The sequence below is a fragment of the Rhodococcus sp. BH4 genome (assembly GCF_002079265.1).
Lineage (GTDB): Bacteria > Actinomycetota > Actinomycetes > Mycobacteriales > Mycobacteriaceae > Rhodococcus_F > Rhodococcus_F qingshengii.
On sequence record NZ_CP014941.1, the window covers coordinates 5,035,052 to 5,053,679 of the forward strand.

16 protein-coding genes, 4 tRNA genes and 1 riboswitch are annotated in these 18,628 nt (G+C 61.9%); of the genes, 7 read left to right on the plus strand and 13 right to left on the minus strand.

The annotated features are described in order from the left end of the window. The first annotated feature begins 116 nt into the window (after positions 1-116). The 3 genes from A0W34_RS23135 (at position 117) to A0W34_RS23145 (ending at position 3,591) form a co-directional block, all read left to right on the plus strand. Complete coding sequence (locus tag A0W34_RS23135) at positions 117-1,040, plus strand: pseudouridine synthase (RefSeq protein WP_007733907.1); 924 nt, start codon at positions 117-119, stop codon at positions 1,038-1,040. Positions 1,041-1,115: 75 nt separating this feature from the next. Then, complete coding sequence (locus tag A0W34_RS23140) at positions 1,116-2,651, plus strand: CYTH and CHAD domain-containing protein (RefSeq protein WP_007733905.1); 1,536 nt, start codon at positions 1,116-1,118, stop codon at positions 2,649-2,651. 49 nt (positions 2,652-2,700) lie between these two features. Further along, positions 2,701-3,591, plus strand: a complete 891-nt coding sequence (locus A0W34_RS23145; RefSeq protein WP_047271050.1) for a universal stress protein — start codon at positions 2,701-2,703, stop codon at positions 3,589-3,591. Between the two features lie 54 nt (positions 3,592-3,645). Here the strand turns inward: A0W34_RS23145 and A0W34_RS23150 are convergent, their stop codons facing one another. Further along, positions 3,646-4,386: a VIT1/CCC1 transporter family protein gene (locus A0W34_RS23150; protein WP_019745057.1), complete on the minus strand. Its 741-nt coding sequence runs from the start codon at positions 4,384-4,386 to the stop codon at positions 3,646-3,648. Between the two features lie 131 nt (positions 4,387-4,517). Between A0W34_RS23150 and A0W34_RS23155 the strand changes: the two genes are divergently transcribed. Then, complete coding sequence (locus A0W34_RS23155; protein WP_058037769.1) at positions 4,518-5,276, plus strand: SDR family NAD(P)-dependent oxidoreductase; 759 nt, start codon at positions 4,518-4,520, stop codon at positions 5,274-5,276. Positions 5,277-5,279: 3 nt separating this feature from the next. On the opposite strand, the gene A0W34_RS23160 is transcribed toward A0W34_RS23155, so the two are convergent. From A0W34_RS23160 to A0W34_RS23205, 10 genes are all read right to left on the minus strand, one after another. Then, a complete protein-coding gene (locus tag A0W34_RS23160; RefSeq protein ID WP_007733896.1) occupies positions 5,280-5,912 on the minus strand; it encodes a TetR family transcriptional regulator in 633 nt (210 codons plus the stop codon). A 114-nt stretch (positions 5,913-6,026) separates the two neighbouring features. After that, on the minus strand, positions 6,027-7,403 hold the full coding sequence (gene ftsW, locus A0W34_RS23165; protein ID WP_081558345.1) for a putative lipid II flippase FtsW: 1,377 nt from the start codon (positions 7,401-7,403) through the stop codon (positions 6,027-6,029). A 224-nt stretch (positions 7,404-7,627) separates the two neighbouring features. Then, complete coding sequence (locus A0W34_RS23170; RefSeq protein ID WP_192712357.1) at positions 7,628-8,989, minus strand: MFS transporter; 1,362 nt, start codon at positions 8,987-8,989, stop codon at positions 7,628-7,630. 69 nt (positions 8,990-9,058) lie between these two features. Then, complete coding sequence (locus A0W34_RS23175) at positions 9,059-10,453, minus strand: NtaA/DmoA family FMN-dependent monooxygenase (protein ID WP_081558347.1); 1,395 nt, start codon at positions 10,451-10,453, stop codon at positions 9,059-9,061. Between the two features lie 29 nt (positions 10,454-10,482). Continuing rightward, positions 10,483-11,562 (minus strand): LLM class flavin-dependent oxidoreductase, encoded by a 1,080-nt coding sequence (locus A0W34_RS23180; protein ID WP_007733884.1) that lies wholly within the window; start codon positions 11,560-11,562, stop codon positions 10,483-10,485. A gap of 4 nt (positions 11,563-11,566) precedes the next feature. Beyond that, positions 11,567-11,662: riboswitch (SAM riboswitch) on the minus strand. Between the two features lie 179 nt (positions 11,663-11,841). After that, complete coding sequence (locus A0W34_RS23185; protein WP_081558348.1) at positions 11,842-13,470, minus strand: ABC transporter substrate-binding protein; 1,629 nt, start codon at positions 13,468-13,470, stop codon at positions 11,842-11,844. Positions 13,471-13,711: 241 nt separating this feature from the next. Beyond that, a tRNA-Phe gene (locus tag A0W34_RS23190) sits at positions 13,712-13,788 on the minus strand. Between the two features lie 70 nt (positions 13,789-13,858). After that, a tRNA-Asp gene (locus tag A0W34_RS23195) sits at positions 13,859-13,932 on the minus strand. Positions 13,933-14,067: 135 nt separating this feature from the next. Further along, a tRNA-Glu gene (locus A0W34_RS23200) sits at positions 14,068-14,140 on the minus strand. A gap of 112 nt (positions 14,141-14,252) precedes the next feature. Further along, positions 14,253-14,906, minus strand: coding sequence for a TetR/AcrR family transcriptional regulator (locus A0W34_RS23205; RefSeq protein ID WP_003940323.1), 654 nt, complete (start codon positions 14,904-14,906; stop codon positions 14,253-14,255). Positions 14,907-15,311: 405 nt separating this feature from the next. On the opposite strand from A0W34_RS23205, the gene A0W34_RS23210 reads away from it, so the two are divergent. The 3 genes from A0W34_RS23210 to A0W34_RS23220 all read left to right on the plus strand — a co-directional run bounded on the left by A0W34_RS23210 (position 15,312) and on the right by A0W34_RS23220 (position 17,276). Next, a complete protein-coding gene (locus A0W34_RS23210; RefSeq protein WP_064073417.1) occupies positions 15,312-15,803 on the plus strand; it encodes a MarR family winged helix-turn-helix transcriptional regulator in 492 nt (163 codons plus the stop codon). After that, positions 15,800-17,191 (plus strand): MFS transporter, encoded by a 1,392-nt coding sequence (locus A0W34_RS23215; RefSeq protein WP_081558349.1) that lies wholly within the window; start codon positions 15,800-15,802, stop codon positions 17,189-17,191. Before A0W34_RS23210 ends, A0W34_RS23215 begins: the two co-directional genes overlap by 4 nt. A 12-nt stretch (positions 17,192-17,203) precedes the next feature. Beyond that, a tRNA-Lys gene (locus tag A0W34_RS23220) sits at positions 17,204-17,276 on the plus strand. Between the two features lie 88 nt (positions 17,277-17,364). Here the strand turns inward: A0W34_RS23220 and A0W34_RS23225 are convergent. Further along, a complete protein-coding gene (locus tag A0W34_RS23225; RefSeq protein WP_054780996.1) occupies positions 17,365-18,216 on the minus strand; it encodes an alpha/beta fold hydrolase in 852 nt (283 codons plus the stop codon). 62 nt (positions 18,217-18,278) lie between these two features. Further along, a complete protein-coding gene (locus A0W34_RS23230; protein ID WP_136470805.1) occupies positions 18,279-18,587 on the minus strand; it encodes a hypothetical protein in 309 nt (102 codons plus the stop codon). Between the last annotated feature and the right edge of the window lie 41 nt (positions 18,588-18,628).

Below are 18,628 nucleotides of genomic sequence, written 5' to 3' on the forward strand. Positions count from 1 at the left end.
TGACCCAGCCCTGCCCCCACGACAGTGACCGGTGTCACGAACTTACCGGATAGTAACTTCCGTCCCATATGTCGTCAATAGGTCTGAATGCCGACCGGACGGCTAGCTTTGAAGATGTGTCACGATCACCGCTTCCCGTCCGCGACGGCCTGAACCCCAGTCGCATCCGTCAGCCCGACGACGGCATGTGGACGACGACGCTCGACTACCTGCTCGAACGGTTCCCCCAGGACGCCGTCCGATTGCGGGAGAAGGTCGCAGCCGGGGAGGTCGTCGACGAGAAGGGTGTCGGAATCACCGAGACGAGCGCTTTTGCTCCCCGGCGGTTCGTCTACCTGTACCGCGACCCTCCCGTCGAAACGCGGGTGCCGTTCGAGATCGACATCCTCTACCGGGACGAGAACATCTTGGTCGTGGACAAACCGCATTTCCTGGCGAGCACCCCGCGCGGGCGATACATCGCCGAATCGGCGTTGGTCCGCTTGCGTCGGGACCTCGAACTACCGGAGCTGAGTCCAGCTCATCGCCTCGACCGCGTCACGGCGGGACTGCTGCTGTTCACCGTGCATCAGGCGGCCCGGCGCGACTACCAGACCATGTTCGCCGAGCGCCGCGTCGCCAAGGAGTACGAGGCCATCGCGCGTCACGACGCTCAGGTGAGCACCCCCGTGGTCGTGCGTAGTCGCATCGTGAAAGAACGCGGCGTGCTCAAGGCCGCGGAGATCGAGGGCGAACCCAACAGCGAGTCGCGGATCGAACTGATCGAAACGCGAGACGGCTTCGCGCGGTACCGGTTGATTCCCCATACCGGCAAGACCCATCAACTTCGGCTGCACATGACCTCGCTCGGGCTCCCGATCCACGGCGACAACTTCTATCCCGACTTCTACGACGTTGCCGCAGAAGATTATTCGAACCCGCTGCGCCTGCTGTCGAAGGTTCTCGAGTTCGAAGATCCGAAGACCGGCCGGCTGCAACGGTTCGAAAGTCGGCGGACCCTGTCCTGGCCGGACGAATCAGGCCGTGGCGACTCGCCGTAGGGACCCCGGACCCTTCCACTGCGCCTCCGATACCGGGAGGATGGAAGCGCAGACCGCACCGCAAGAGGAGACCAGATGAGCAAGACCGCCGTCGTACCCGAAGCCGTACGGGAGATCGAGCGCAAGTACGAGGCGCCGGCCGAGCAGGAAGTTCCCGCCTTGGGCGGACTTCCCGGTGTTGTCGGCGAACCGGTCCACGACTCGATACAGCTCTCTGCCACCTACTTCGACACCGCGGACTACCGGTTGCTGGCCGAGAAGATCACGCTGCGCAAGCGTGAGGGTGGCGACGACGCGGGGTGGCACATGAAACTTCCCGCAGGCCAGGACACTCGAACCGAAATCCAACTTCCCCCGGACGAGAGCACCGATGTGCCCTCGCCGCTGTCGAGTCTGATCCGGGCGATCATTCGCGGTCACGATCTGGTGCCGGTCGCCCTGATCATCACCGATCGGGAGCGCACCAGGCTCAACGGCGAAAACGGTGTGCTGCTTGCCGAAGTGGTCTCCGACACCGTCATCGCCTGCAAGGCAGACGGTTCCGGAGAGTCGACGTGGCAGGAAGTCGAGGTCGAACAAGGCGCAGGCGGGCAAGAGCTGGCCGATGCAATCGAGTCGGTTCTACTGGACGCCGGGCTGGAGCGCTCTGCGAGTCCGTCCAAACTCAAACGAGCACTGGGCACGTCGGTCACACCGTACGCCGGTCACGAGGTCACCTCGGGCAAGGCGTCGAATCCGCGGATCTTGTTGCGTAATTACCTCATCGAACAATTGCGCGCACTGGTCGCCGCGGATCTCGGCACGCGTCGGGCCGACGACGAAGCCGTTCACGACTTCCGGGTTGCGGCACGTCGCATCCGCAGCGCTCTGCAGTCGTACGCCGGCCACTCCCCCAAGACCGACGATCTCATCACGGATCTGCGGTGGATCGGTGGAAAGTTCGGTGACGCCCGCGACGTCGAGGTCCAGTGGGAGCGTCTTGTGGAACGCCTCGGCGAAATCGACGAGATGCCCGAGCGAGAAGCTGTGCGAGCTCGAATCGACGAGTTCTTCTCTGCACGTGGTGAAACCGCCCAGGAAACAGCCCTCGAGGCGCTCGATTCCGAGCGATACACCACGCTGCTCGATCGCCTCGACGAGTACGTCGGCGACCTCGAATTCGACACCGCCACCCACCGCGTCGGAAAGAAGGCATCGGCACGAGAGTTGGCCCATACCCTGCGGCACCTGGCACACAAGGTCGGTAAGCGGGTCGATCACGTCTTCGATGCCGATAGCCGCACCGAGCGTGACGAGCGAATGCACCGCGCCCGCAAGGGAGCCAAGCGGATGAAGTACGCGATCGAGGTCATGGAACCCGTGTCGAAGAGCCGAGCGAAGCGTGCACTGAAGCATTTCAGCCACTTCCAGGATGTTCTCGGCGAGCACCAGGATTCCGTTGTCGCCCAACATCATCTACTTGCAATGGCAGCCGAGCAGGAGCATACCTCGCTCACCAGTTTCGGATTGGGCATGGCCTACCGACGAGAACTGGAAATAGCCGACGGGCAATCGACCCTGCTACGCAAGACGTGGAAGGAAGCCGTGAAGTCAGCATCGTCACTCTGGTGACGTCGCTGTAACCAGTCGACCGATCTCGATCATTTCAGAGGGAGTAGACATGAACACACTTGCAGGACACCAGGATGTCGTCGCCGGTATCGACGGATCCGAGGCCTCGACGGCGGCGGCCCGGTGGGCGGCCTCCGTCGCGAACGCGGTCAACTCACGACTGATTTTGGCGCACGCCCTGCCGCAAGAGGGCCCGATCTACAGTCCCGCTGCAGTGATGTTGCAGTCACAGTTCCTCAGCCAGATCCGCGAAGACGGCGAAGCGATCGTCGATGCCGCCGCCACGGTGATTTCGGCCGAATTCCCCGAACTGACCATCGAATCCGAGATCGCGCCAGGGCCGGCGTCGACGCATATCCTCGAATCCTCGGGTACCGCACGCCTGATCGTGATGGGGTCGACCGGATCGGGTGCACTGCGCTCACGGCTGCTCGGATCGACCGCACTGAAGGTGGCCAATCATGCAACCTGTCCGGTCACCGTGTGGCGTGGTTCGGCGGAGAATCCCGGTCCGGATCAGCGTCCCGTCATCGTCGGAGTCGACGGAAGCGCGTTGAGCAAGAAGGCCGTCGAGTACGCGTTTCGTTATGCCGATCAGTTCGACGCGCCGCTCATCGCGGTCCACACCTGGCAGGGCTCGTCCACCTTCCGCGAAGGCGGAGCGGGAATCCTGATCGACTGGGAGGCTGTCGAGCAGGAGGAATCGGCGCTACTGGCGGAAAATCTAGCCGGTATGGCCGACCAGTACCCGGACGTGCCGGTCACCCGCATCAGTGAACCCGGTGCCGCTGCTCCCGTCATGCTCAAATACGCCGACGACGCACAGTTGATAGTTGTCGGAAGTCACGGACGCAGTGCGATGGCCGGCGCCGTGATGGGCTCCACCAGCCAGAATCTGCTGCACCATGCGCCAGGGCCGGTCATGATCTGTCGCGCCTGAATTGCTGTGCGCCTTTATTAACCCCCCGCGGTTAATAAAGGCGCACAGCAGGGGTCAGGCGAGACCCGTGCCCACCAACTGACCTACTCCGTACGTCACGGCCATCGCCAGCGCGCCGCCGATCACCACGCGTAGCACCGCTCTGGTCTTGCGGGCTCCGCCGAGCGTCGCGCTGATCGTCCCGGTCAGTGCAAGTGCGATCAGCACTGCGAAGAAGGCGATGGGGACGCGGATACCCGTCGGCGGCAACAGGATTGCGACCAACGGGATCGCCGCGCCGATCGTGAACGAGATTGCCGACGAAATCGCCGCATGCCATGGATTGGTGAGATCATCCGGGTCGATACCCAATTCGACTTCGACGTGCGCCGCGAAGGCGTCGTGCTCGGTTAATTCTTCGGCGACGCGGCGGGCCGTCTCCGGACTCAATCCCTTGTTCTCGTAGATCTCGGTCAGTTCCTGAAGTTCAGCCTCCGGGGTCTCGAGGAGTTCCTTCTTCTCCTTCTGCAGGAGTGCGCGTTCGGTATCCCGCTGAGCGCTGACCGAGACGTACTCACCCAGCGCCATGGACACAGCGCCGGCAACCAGACCAGCAAAACCCGCTGTGAAGATTGCTGAGCGCTCGGTTGTGGCTGCAGCAACACCGACCACGAGGCCTGCGGTCGAGACGATTCCGTCGTTTGCACCCAGAACACCTGCACGCAGCCAGTTCAGGCGATTGTTCAAACTCGGTGCGTGAGGTTCCGATTCCCCACCGGGCGCCCCGTCGGTCAACTGCACACTGTCTCCGGACATGGCAACAGATTAGGACGATCAGTCCGGTTGCGATAGCAATCTGAGCCTGTCCTTCGCGCACTGATATATTCCGATTGGCACCCCAACCAAGCATTTGTTAGGTTTGGAATCGGCAGACACCTGGAGGCATTGTGAGCGCAGTACGCACCGCTTTTGTCAGCGGCGGAACCGGTGGAATCGGGTCGGCGATCGCCCTGACCCTCGCCGAACGCGGACACGACGTCGCCTTCACCTACCGAAACAACAAGGGCGCTGCCGAGCAACTGAGCGAGCAGATTCGAGCGCATGGTGTGCGCGCCCACTCGTACTCGCTCGACTTGACCGACGAGTTGTCGATCGGCGCCGCCGTCAACGATGCGGTCAGTGATCTGGGCGCATTGACGACCCTCGTCCACGCTGCGGGACCGCACGTCCCGATGACGCACCTCTCACGTGTGACGCCGGCGTTCTTCACCGAACAACTCAACCAGGAGGCCGCGGCGTTCTTCACCCTCGTCCACACCGCCCTGCCTGCGCTGCGTGCATCCTCGGGTTCGGTGGTGGCGGTGACAACCGCGGCAACGGATCGTTTTCCCGTGCGCGACGGACTCTCCGCAGGCACCAAAGGGGCTGTCGAACAACTTGTTCGCGGATTCGCCGCAGAGGAAGGACGCTACGGCGTCCGGTTCAACGCTGTCGGACCAGGCATGTTGACGGACGGAATGGCGGAGCGCCTGATCAGCTCCGCCGAACTCGACCAGGGCGCGCTCGACGTGACAATGAGCCGAATCCCGTTGAAGCGCTTCGGATCAGCTGCCGACATCGCCGAAGCAGTGTGTTTTCTCGCAAGCGACGCGGCCGGATTCATCAGCGGTCAGAAGCTCAACGTCGACGGTGGCTACACCGTCTGAGCGCTATCCGCCCAACTTGCGAAAGACCAGTCGCACGGCAAGTTCCAGGTGCGCCATCACCTCGTCCGTCGTCATCCGGCCCGCAACCCACGAGACGAGACTCGACATCCAGACGTCGTCGATCACCTTCACCGCGTCCAACTGCTGCTGCGAGACTTCCTCGACACCGATCGCCTTCGCGAACATCTCGGTCACGACCCCACCGAGCGCGTTGAGTTCCGGGGTCGCCGACGCGTCCGCGAACATGTACGCCCGAACCAACGCTTCGTAACGGAGGTGATCGGTCTCGAGGACCTCCGTATTCTTGCGCAGCACAAACAGAATCCGGTCCGACGGAGTCTCGCCCGGGATTACAAAGTCTTGGAATCTGTCACGCAAACCCTCGAACATCCACAACAATGCGACGACAAGCATGTGGTTCTTGGACGGGAAATACCGGTAAACAGTGCCGATCGCGACGCCGGCGCGATCGGCCACCGATCGCATCTGCACCGCGTCGTAGCCGCCTTCGGAGGCGGATTCCATTGCGGCGTCGACAATCCGGCGAAAACGCGCTCGCTGCGACGGCGTCGTACGACGTCCGGTCACCGAGCTACGTTCGACCACCGACTGGTCTGCCTTGTCGCCACCTGCCATGTCCACAACCCTTATTAGACGTCGTTTTGCCGACTCCCAATGTAGCCGCCCAACGCAATTGTCGGGTGCATGACTGCCCGCTTCCGAACTGCCCGCCAGTGGAACTGGCCCAGATCAGGAAGCGCGCCGCGGCCGATCGGATCGGCCGCGTCTACGTGGATCTTCCGACCAGTCGCGAGAGGGTGCGCGTCGGCCCGGAGCTGGAGTCCGGCGTCTGTCGGGTTGTGGTGCCCGTCGTTCCGGTCGGCGTTGCCCAGTTGGAGCAGGCTGGGCGCGGCGAGCTGGCGGCCTCCGTCGATCGGTCTGTGGCTTCTTGGCAATGCCGAACCGAGGCTTGCCGAAGACCAGCGGTATCCAACCGCGACCGCTGCTCTCGGCCGAGGCGACAGCCTCGGGCTCACGGAAGGCTGCGTGCGCGATGAGCCCGAACATCAGCAGGGTGGTGATCATCGACGTTCCGCCCGCCGAGATGAGCGGTAGTTGCAGACCGGTCACCGGAATCAGGCCGACGACGTAGGCGATGTTGATGAACGCCTGCACGACGATCAACGTCGTTGCCGTCGCTGTCATGACTTTGAGGAACGGATCAGTGGACCGTTTCGCGATCCGCAGCCCGACGATCAGAACCGCGGCAAAGAGAGCGACGACGATCAGCGCGCCGACCAGACCCAACTCTTCACCGATCACGGCAAAAATGAAGTCGTTGTGCGCCTGCGGGAGATAGCTCCATTTGGCGTCGGACTGTCCTAGACCGCGCCCGAAGATGCCGCCGTTAGCCAATGCGTACTTGGCCTGAGTGCTCTGGAAGTTCAAACCCTGCGGGTCGAGATCAGGATTGAGGAAAGCCTTGATGCGATCCGAGCGGTAACCAGCAGTAAGCCCGAGCACGAGAAATGCGACTGCGGAACCGAGCGTGAGGCTGATGAATGTCTTCATCCGGAACAGCCCGAACCACAGCACCGACATGAAGATGATGCCGATGGTGATGGTGGTTCCGAGGTCCTTCTCCAACACCACCAGAACCAGAACCAGCAGCGTCGTACCGCCGATCACCGGCAGCGCACGGTTGACATCCATCCGCGCGTTCATGAACGACGCAACCGTCGCCGCGGACCAGATCGCCAGAGCAAGTTTGGCCAGCTCCGACGGCTGGAAGGAAATACCCGCGATCACGAACCAGCTGCGAGCACCCATTTGTTCCGAGCCGATACCTGGAATCAGCACCAGGACAAGCAGAACAAGACACAGGATCAGCAGCCATGGTGAGGCTCTACGCATCGTTTCGGTCGGCAACCGCACGACCGCCACGAACATCACCAAGCCGATCGCTGCGAACATGCACTGCGGCCAGAAGCGGGCGTAGGACGTCCCGGACAGAACATAGGATTCGACGCCCGAAGACGACAGCACCATCAGCAGTCCGAACGCGACGATCAGCACGACCAGACCGACGATCATATGGAAATCGAACAGTGGCCGATTGGTCCACATCGCCGTTCGAGCGCGGAAGGGTGTCGATGTGCGGTCACGTTTGTCCGACGCTCCACGGGGTGAGTTAACTGGCTCTCCACTCCCGCGACCGTTGGGCTTGTCTTCACTGCGACCGGTCACCACACAAGTATCGTCCCACGACTCCTAACCCATGGGTAACACAAGTCCCATGAGTCACACGGGCTCGGCCTCCCGAGGTCCATGTAGACCCACGAAATACCAGGTCACGTCCTTCGCCGGCGTCGGTCTGCCACCGCCCCCGCCAACGAGAGCGTCAACATGACCACGCAGACGGCAAGCGCGATCCCGAACGCACGTCCATATCCGTCGGGCGAGCATCCGAGTACACCGAGATACAACCCCGATACCGCGGCCAGCGAGATGGTCGCTGACAGGCGCTGAGACAGTTGAAGGAAACCCGCCGCAACACCGTTCGCGCCCGGCGGTGCATATTCGAGAGTCAGCACCCGATTGGGCGCGTCGACCAAACCGCTGGCAACTCCCGACAACACCGCCAGGACCACCAGCACCGGGATCAGATGTTCCCGCGGAATCAGATTGACCGCTGCGATGTACCCGAGGATGACAAGGATCTCGCCGACTATGGCAAAAACCACTGCACTTCGGCCGAACCTGGCAACCAGCCGCCATCCGAAAGCCGACGTCAATGCCATCGCGAGTGAGCTACCGGTCATGATCAACGCCGCACTCAGCGGGGCGAAGCCCAAACCCTCGATCAGATAGAGGCTGAGCACCGCGTTGACGGCGAGGATGGATCCGAACCAGAAGAGTGCAACCGTCGTACCCAACCGGAAGCCCCTCGAGGCGATCAACGACGGAAGCAGTACCGGCGTCCCGCCGCGCTCGGCGTACCGACGTTCCCAGAACCAGAAGGCAACGGCAGCGCCGAACGCACCGATCAGGAAAGCCGCAGCCACAGTGACACTGGTCCGGGTCACGATGGGCCACAACAGGAGCCCGGTCGTAGTCGCCAGCAGACACAGCCCAACCGGATCGATCGATGCGCCCGATCGGGTAGTTCGATCACGGCGCAGAAAGCGAAACGCCAGAATCAGTGTGATCAGAGCAAACGGCACGTTGAGAACGAGAAGCAACCGCCATCCGAAGTCGGCGTCGGAATACTTCAGCAGAACGCCACCGAGGATCGGTCCGGAAACGCCGGCCAGACCACCCGCGGTGCTGTACGCGCCCAACGCCTTCGCCCGAGCCTTTCCGGACACCCGGTCGGTGATGATGCCGAGCACCTGCGAACTGATGGTGCCTGCGCCGATCCCTTGCCCCAGCCGGGCCAACACGATCATCGACGGATCCGACGCACACGCTCCGAGGATTCCCATCACCGCGAAAATGCTCAGGCCCGCCAAGAACAAGCGTCGACGCCCGACGACGTCACCGAGTCGGCCCGCCGGCACCAGGGCCAAGCCGAAAGTCAGCGAATAGCTCGCAAGGATCCACTGCACCTCCGAGGTCGACGCGCCCAGCGACGCCCGGATCGACGGAACCCCGATTCCGAGCACCGCCGAATCGAGAAGAGTGGTGAAGCCCGCGGCTACGCAGACGATGATCTCCCAGCGGACGGCCGAATCGAGCTTGGTGGATTCGGCCGCCGCTGTGACCGTGTGGGACAGGACCCGTTACCCCGCAGCTTCAGACGTGGCCCGACGCGTGAGCGGCGGTCGCAACCCCAAGTGCTCTCGCAGCGTCGACGTGGAGTACTCGGTGCGGTACGCCCCACGCTCCTGCAGTTCCGGGATCAACCAGTCGACGATCTCGTCGAGCCCGGTCGGCACCAGGTACGGCGAGATGTTGAAGCCGTCCGAAGCTCCGTTGCGCACCCAATGGACCAACTGATCTGCGACCTGCCCCGGAGTGCCCGCAAAACCCGAACGCTGCGAGGTCTCGATAGCGACCTGACGTAGGGACAGATTCTTTGCCTCGGCAAGAGCACGCCATTCACGTGCGATCGCAATGGGGTCGTTGCCGTCCCGCGCGGAACCGCGCGTCTCCGAAACCGGGCGGGCAACCGGATCTTCCTCGGGGAGTGGACCGTCGGGGTCTCGATCGGAAAGGTCCTTACCCCACACCAGTCCGACGAGAGAGAGGGCAGTCTGACCGGTGAACTGGCCTTCGAGGACCCACCGTGCCTTCTCCTCGACTTCGGACTCGTTCTCCGCCAACACGATCTGCGTGCTGGGCAAGATCTTGACGTCGTCCTCCGGTCGCCCGGCTTTACGCAACCGAGCCCGAATGTCGTCGGCGAAGTCGAGCGCGCCGTCGAAATGAGTCCCGTGTCGCGAGAAGATGACGTCGGCATGGGTCGCCGCGAAATCGCGTCCACTCGGGGAATCACCCGCTTGGAAGATGACCGGATGCCCCTGGCGGCTTCGGGGAAGCGTCGGCGTCACGGAGATGTCGAACTGTGAAGTCTGCCTGCGCACGTCGCCGACGGCACCCGGAGTAGACCAGTTCTCGGACGTGCGAGAATCCGAGATCGCGTCGTCGGCCCACGAATCCCACAGTGCCCGCGCGGTTTCGATGAACTGCCCGGCACGCTCGTAGCGCAGGGAGTGGTCGAGGAAACCACCGCGACGGAAGTTCTCTCCCGTCCACGCGTTGTCGGTGGTCACCGCATTCCAGCCGGCCCGTCCGTCGGAAAGTAGGTCGAGGCCGGAGAGTCGACGCGCAAGGTCGGCCGGTTCGTTGTACGTGGTGTTCTGTGTCGCGACCAACCCGATCTTGTCGGTGATACCGGCGAGGGCGGCCAACTGCGCAATGGCGTCGGGGCGGCCGGCGATATCCAGATCGAGAATCTTGCCGTTCTGTTCCCGAAGGCGAAGGCCTTCACCGAGGAAGAAGGCGTCGAACAGACCTCGCTCGGCGGTGAGTACCAAGCGCCGAAACGTCTCGAAGTCGATCTGGGATCCGCTCGAGGAATCGGACCAGATGGTGGTGTGGTTGACCCCTTGGAAGAAGACGCCGAAGTGAACGTGAGCGTCGGGTCGAGGTACGGCGGAGCGTGATGCAGTCATGGCCGAAATATCCTTAGCGCGAAGTCAAGTCAGGAGGAGTGGGCGAATCGATTTGAGGGCCGCTGCAGACCGAGGTTGCCCCTCAGGGTCGATCCCGGAACCGGGCGTCGCGTCAACCCGGCCTTGGACAGCGTCGGAAGCACGAATTTGGCCAGCACCGGAAGGTCCTCGTCGATCACGAGAGCATGGAAATGAACACCGTCGAGGTGTCCGGCCAATTCCTTCAGAACCACGGCCGCTTCCCCCGGATCTGCAGCCAGGAGCAGTCGGCCGGTGACGACGGCATTCCCGTACGAGTTCAGCTCGGTCCTCCGCTGCGCCGCAGACAGATTCGGCGTATCGAATGCCACATCGACCTCGGCGACCACCAATGACGCGCCCTCATCGCGCGCCTTGGCAGCCGACTGTGCAATGGTCTCCACCGAATCACCCGAAACGAGAACAACATCCGGCTGGCGTGGATCGATTTCGCCGTAGCGGCCGAACACCACCAACTGGCCTTGAGGCGGCCGCGGAACGATTGCCGGCCCCTTCACCGAGAACGTGTCGCCCTCGAAATTGACGTAATGCAGACGATCACGTTCGAGGAAACGCCCACTGAGATAGTCACGAACGACGGCGTCGTCCTCCCACGAGTCCCAGAGATCGGTCACAACGGTGACCGAATCCCGCTGCTCTTGCTGACGCGCCGACTCCGTTGTTACCGGAGCCCTCCCCCACGCCCTCGCCGCGGCATCGTCTTCGACCGGAACAGCAAGCCAGCCGCCACGCCCACGCGAGGAGTAGTCCAACGTCGCCAATTGCGAGGACGTATGAAACGGTTCGGCGTACGTGGTCCCGACGACGGGGACCAGCCCGATCGTGCTGGTTGTCGCCGCCACGTACGACGCCCTCGAGACGGCATCGATGCGGCCGACGACGTCACCACTCGGGGGGAGGATGGAATCGTCGAACGTCGCGAACGTGAAGCCGGCATTCTCGGCAGCCGCGACGCGATCGCGCACGGCTTTGCCCGTGAGCAGCTGGTCCGGGCGGTGTGAGCTTCGGCGCCAGGCAGCGGGGTGAGTGCCCTCGCCGTCCAGTTCGATACCCACGGCAAATACAGTCATGTGTCCTCCATCGGTCCTGGCGGTAGCACCCACACTGCGGTTAGGTAGCGGGTTGCTGCGGCATCATCGAGCCAGGTCTCTCAGCCACTCTGGATGGTGGATGCAATCTATGCGGGCCACGCTGGGCAAGTCAAATCACGCTTGTCGAATCATATTGACCTACAACATATTTCAATACAATCATCCTGATCGAAAGGGTTGCGCAACGCTAGCCGACGTAGACACGAAAGAGCCCCGCCCGACTCGCGCCGGACGGAGCTCTCGGTGTGCGCTGGAACGCTACTTCGCGCCCATCCATGCCTGATCGAACAGCATGATGCCGGTTGCAGTCGGAACCACACCGTGCACGTTCTTCTGCCAAGCCCAGAACGACGTGAGCCCGCCGATCGGCGCCGACGGAACCGTCTCGTTCCACAGCGTCTGAATCTTGCCGATGATCGCCAGGGTCGACGAATTGTCCTTGGCTTGTTGTAGATCTGCGATCAGCTGATCCATCGCCGGGTTCGCATATCCAGCAGTATTCGCCATCGAGGTGCTGTTGGTCGTGGAGAACAATCCGAGATCGAGAATCGACTCGTACATTCCGATGCCCGCGTGCGCGAGGTCGAAATCGTGCTTGACGTAGACGTTCTGCACGATGTCGCCGGCGTTGTTGGCCAAGATCAAGTTCACCTCGAACCCGACGGCCTGCAACAGTGACTGCACGGCGAGGCCGATCGCGTGGTCCTTGGGCTCACTGAGCGCGACGTAGTCGAGGCTGCCGTCGTATCCGTCTGCCTTCGCCTGATTCAGAAGCTCCTTGGCCTTTTCGGGGTCGTAGGCAATACCCGGTGTGTCTACATGCCATTGAGACGTCGGACCGAACAACTCCGAGCCCGGCAGTCCCTCACCGTTTTCCACTCGCTGATCGATCAACGTGGTGTCCAGCGCGTAGCCGATGGCCTGGCGAACGCGAACATCCGAGCCCGGTCGGCCCTCACGGTTGTTGATAATCTCGGCACTACCGGCATTGAGCACGTCGATGTAGCCGGGGTAGCCAGCGGACTTGGCGGAATTGATCGCCGACGTGAGGCCGCGAATGTAGGCGACATCGAGCTGACCGCTGTTCAATGATTCGAGATTGGCCTGCGGACCGTTGAGCGCAACCATCCGCAACTTGTCCAGCTTGGGGGCGCCGCCGTAGTAGGACGGGTTGGCCTTGAAGATTCGCTCGACGCTCGGTGTGAAGACATCTTCGGTGAAGGGTCCGGCTCCGATGGCGGTGAACTTGTCGCCCTGCTGCGAACTCGGGGCGACGATCATCCCGTGCCCGAGAGCGAGCATCGACGGAAAACGCATCCACGGCGTCTTCAGCTTGAATTCCACTGTCGTCGGACCGCTTGCCTGCGCCGATTCCACCGAAGCCAGCCACAGTTCGGCGCCATTGCCCTTGCCCGCGTTGTACCGATCGATGCTCGCGATCACGGCGTTGGCGTCGAGGGTGGTGCCGTCACTGAACTTCACACCGTCGCGAAGTTTCAGCGTCCAGGTGGCTCCGTCGTCAGCTGTCTCGAGCGATTCAGCCAACTTGGGCTCGAACTCGCCGCTCGCAGTGTCGTAACTCATCAGGACGTCGTACACAGCAGCGAAGGCCTCACCGCCGGAACCGCCGCGCGCGGCCGTCTTCGTCGGGTCGAGTGAGGGAACGAGCACCTGTACGCCGTACGTCATGGTCCCGCCGGCCACCGCAGTTCCCGGATCAGGCTGCTCGTTGACCATGCCGGTCACGACGTCCGCCGACGCGGTCGTCGTATCGGTCCCGCTGTCGTCACCATTGCTCGAGCAGCCCACCAATAGAACCCCGGTACCGAACAATGCGACGGCGACCCGGCTGACTTTCCCGATGCGCCAAGATCTCGAGTGCGACACGGAGATTCCACCTCACTTTCAGTAGACGCAGCCACGGATCGGCCGCAATCGGCTAATAGTGATGTCCTCTGTGGAGTGACGCCCAGCACGTTCCCGGTGACCGGAAACATTCACGGAGACAAAGGATGCGCATAACTGAGATGATCGGGCCGAGTGGTTGACGGCGACTGACATCCGAATACGAAAAAGCTCCAACCTTATGTTCGAAGAACATGAGATTGGAGCTTGTCGATAAGAATTATGGTGGCCAGGGCCGGGATCGAACCGGCGACCTTCCGCTTTTCAGGCGGACGCTCGTACCAACTGAGCTACCTGGCCGGACGGCACCCGAACCGAATGCCTATCGCATTGCTTTGTTCTCAACCGATTGATTGAGAACAAAGCTTTGCGACCCTGACGGGACTCGAACCCGCGACCTCCGCCGTGACAGGGCGGCGCGCTAACCAACTGCGCCACAGGGCCTTGCTTTTTCCTTGCTGTGAAACCGTACTACATCTTCGAGCCGCTCCCAAACCACTGTCCTGGCCTGGCATTTGTGCATCTCAAAGCGTGTCGTGCGGGTCAAACCATACTGCATCGTTTCGCTTTCGCAAAACGTACCCCCTACGGGATTCGAACCCGCGCTACCGCCTTGAAAGGGCGGCGTCCTAGGCCGCTAGACGAAGGGGGCCCGCCGGATCTCTCCGAACTAGTACCCCAACGGCGTTCCGTTGGGAGCTTGGATAGCTTATGGCACGGCATTCGGAAATCACAAATCGCCTGTTCACGGGCAGAAAAGTGCACTATTCAGTGTCAGGGAACTCGACTTGGGGCCACCCGTCACGATGGAACGTCTCCAACCACTGCGGCGTAGCCATGGCTTCGAGGACTACTTCGAGAGACTCCTCGAACCACTCGCCCAGATCTCCACTGGAGGCAATCAGGTCTGCCATGTACCGCTGACCGGCAAGGCTCGCTGCCAGTACACGCGTGAATTTGTCCGGGTCGGCGTCCTCTCGGAGCAAACCGTCGTCCTTGGCACGCAATGCCAACTCATAGGCGGTCTTTCCCCAGACCTGCCCACCACCGGACTGCACATCCTTGTAGAACTCGGGCTCGATGATCAGCCGGAATTCCGCCTGCACGATTACCTCGGCACGGAAGACCTCGGCAATGTCGAGCACGAGACCGTGCAAAGCGACGAATGGATCGAGGTCTGTTCTCTTGGCCCAACGATCAGTAATTCCAGTGAAGGTTTCGATAGCCGAGGTCAGAACCGCTCGCGCCAACTCTTCCTTGGACTGGAAATGGAAATACATGGCGCCTTTGGTGGCGCGGGAGCCCTCGAGGATCGTGTTCACCGACGCAGCTGCATAGCCGCGCTTGGCGAATTCGACTGCAGCCGCTTCGACCAGGGCGGCGCGGGTACGCCGCGCACGCTCTTGTTGACGTGCCATTTACGGTGTTGTGCCTCTCGCAGAGTTGGTACGCAGAGCCGCCGTGATCGGCGCCTGTCATCCCCCGAAACTTCACAATATCCCCTCCAACAAACCCTACGTAAGGACTAGAGCCATACCCGCCAAAAGTACTAGACGCAATCGGCTGTTCAGGGGACAAGAACCGACTTTATGCCCAAAAGACACCAAGTGGTATGGTTTTGGCCGCTCGGGTGCGCCGCAGGGGGTGCGCATCCGAGCTTTTTCGTGCCCGAGATTCTGATAATTCGACCTCGCAGACGGAACTGCTTCGCCGACCGATGGACAGCAGTCCCAAGGTTTTAAACACCTAGTGCAATTGTTTATTCCCCCTTTTCCGTCGAAACCGTGCTGGCAGCATCGAAACAACACAGTTAGACTGTCTAAATGAAAGTTGGAGAGGGTCGCAGCAAGGCTCGAGACGAGATCGACGTACTTTGGGACGATCTGGGTGCCTTCGTCCGACGTCTACGCACCAAACGCAACGACCACAAGCTCACGCCGAGCCAGATCCAGGCCCTCGGCCACCTCGACCGACAAGGTCCGTCGACCGCCAAAGAGTTGGCAAAATTCGAGCGCGTCACACCGCAATCAATCGCAAAGACCGTGGCCGCGCTCGAAGAACAGGGCATGGTGACGCGAAGGGCGGATCCATCGGACGGCCGCGCGGTCTTGGTCACGATGACCGAACTCGGCACATCGACCCTTCACGAAGACCGAACGAAACGAACAGAGTGGCTGGCTGAGGTCATCGACGCCGAGTGCACCGAAGCCGAGCGTGACTTGCTTCTGATCGCCGGCCGAATCCTGCGCAGACTAGGCCAGGGCGAGTCCCCAGCATCGACATCGATATCAGAGGAGTCACTGATGAACTCGTGACCACCGTCGTCGAAACGCCGACCCCCCAAACTCCCGTTCCACTGAAACTGAGTCTTGCTCTCGGCTCCGGAACCGTTCTTCAAGCGCTGAACTCGTCGATGATTGCCGTGGCAATCGTCCCGATCGCCACATACTTCGGTTCCAGTTCAGGCACAGCGTGGGTCATCTCGGCCCTCTACATCGCGACTGCGGTCACGGCGCCGGCGGCTGGTCGACTCGGATCGATCCTCGGCGCCAAACGCGTCTACCTCGCCGGATTGGGCCTGATCGCTGCCGGATCGATCCTCGGCTCGCTCGCCCCGTCGCTGGGCTGGCTGATCGCCGCACGAATCCTGCTCGGAATCGGCACGGCGACACAGTATCCGAACGCGATGACCGTCATCCGCGAATACGCTGACCGCCACCGGACTCAAACCCGTTCAGCTATAGCAACACTCACCATTTGCGCTCAATCGGTCGTCGCGCTGGGGCCCACTCTCGGCGGGTTGTTGGTCGGCACACTCGGTTGGCAATCGATCATGTGGGCGAACCTCCCACTTGTCGTCGTCACTGCCGTATGGGTCTTCTTCGCCGCCCCGAGCGACTCCGCCCTGCCCGACCGGGCCGGCGCCGCTGCGTTGTTCAAATCTCTCGACCCACTCGGCATCACCCTGTTTCTCGCTCTGACGACATCGACGATGCTCTTTCTCCTCTCTCTCGCCGAGCACGCGAAGTGGTACCTCGTCCCGTCGACGGCCCTCTTCGCGTTCCTGTTCGTCTGGTGGGAACGTCGAACGGCCTCGGCGTTCATCGACGTCCGCGCCGTCGTCCGAAACCGCGCACTGAGCATGACTCTCGGCCGGACGCTTCTGACGTACACGGCGTTCTACTGCATCTTCTTCGGGCTCCCCCAGTGGCTACAGGTAGCCCGCGGAATGTCACCGATCAGCGCCGGGCTCTTCATGCTGCCTGTCGCTGCGGTCGGGATCTTCGCGACCATGTCCGCGTCCAGGGTGTACGGGAAATTCGGCGCACGAATCACCCTCCTGATCGGCACCGCCGCGTTGGCTGTCGGCGGGATTCTGATTGCCTTTGTCGAATCGAGCTCGACTCCCCTAGTGGCACTCCTGCTGATTGCGGCGATCCTGGGCATTCCCAACGGCTTCAACAACATGGGAAACCAGAACCTGATCAACTCGGTGACCACCTCCGCCGACGTCGGGACCGCGATCGGCCTTTACCGAACAATCCAGTACATCGGCGCCAACCTTGCGGCCGTCGTCATCGAGCTGACCATGCGCGGAACCATCGACGACGCGGGTCTGCATCGCACTGGCGGGACCATCGCCGTCATCGGAATCGCCCTTCTGATGGGGGTGGTGTTTTCACGGACTCTGCGGTCCCGTTAGACTCTGCGCCGCGCCCCTATAGCTCAGTTGGTAGAGCTACGGACTTTTAATCCGCAGGTCGTAGGTTCGAGTCCTACTGGGGGCACAAACACAGACCCGGCGCCTCATTCAGAGGCGCCGGGTCTTGTGCGTTCATGCCACATCAATTCGTGCCACATCAATGCATCAGCAGGTCATCGAAGCAGGAACTCGAGGGTCACGCGCTCGAATGCCTCCTTGGCTTCGATCATCACCCAGTGCCCGCAGTTCGGGAATACATGCAGTTCGGCGTTCGGAATCAGTCGCATCGGAATCATCGGCATGTCCGGTGGACACTGCCGATCATCGAGCCCCCATGTCAGCAAGGTCGGGCATTGCACCTTGTGCATCATCGACCAGTACGGCGGCACATCCGAGTTGGACATCATCTGCTGCTGAGCGGCAAAGGCTTTGGATCCGTACATCGCGGTCAATGCCTGGTGCGAGGCCGGATCGTTGGCCGTTTGCCATCGTTCCTCGATCCGCTCCTCGGTGATCACGGATCTGTCGTAAACCATGCACTCGAGCCAGCGAACCAACTTCTCACGGCTGGGAGCGTCGGCGAATTCCTGGAGGAGACGCGTACCTTCGCTCGGGTTCTGACTGAAGATGTTCGGGCCCACGCCTCCGATGGTGACCAATCTGCGGACGCGGTCAGGGAACCTCATCGCGACGTTGACCCCGACAACTCCGCCCTTCGAATTGCCGATCATCGCAGCGGATTCGATTCCCAGCGCATCCATGAATCGAACCACCGCCGAGGTTGCCGTGAGAACTGGATGACCGTCGACGGGATCGCTCACGCCGAACCCCGGGAACTCGAGGAGGTAGCAGTGGAAGTGCTTTGCGAACACCTCGAGGTTCCCCCGGTAATTCCGCCATCCACTCACGCCGATCCCGGAGCCGTGCAACAGGATCAACGGCGGACCATCGCCCGCCTCGTGATAGCGCAAAGTCCCCCTGTCGGTAGCGACTTCGCGTTTGGTCCCTTCGTAAGTCACGTCCATACCGCAAGATTAGAACGTGTTACAGATTTGCGACGGCTGATTGCGGAACTTCGCAATCACTGTCAGAAGCATCCCCCGCTGCCTCGACGCCCACTGCGATTCGTGGACTTCTGCTCGCTCGGTTTCGACTTCCCCGTCCCGGCCTTCACACACCGGTTGGGGCGCCGCACCTGCTCGAAGTGCCCGGCGCTCACCACATGACCGGCCACGCTGACCTTGACCGGCGCATCCGCGCGGGCGGTTCCGACTTGCGCCGATCCCAACGTCAGGGCGCAAGCAGCCACAACGACCAGCGCTACCTTCTTCGAGATCTTCATATGCACGGCCACTTCGACACGGGTCCACTCCAGATGCTGAACAGGTGCGCGCACCGAAGGAACACGCTCGGCGTCGACGATATTCAGTCAGGGTG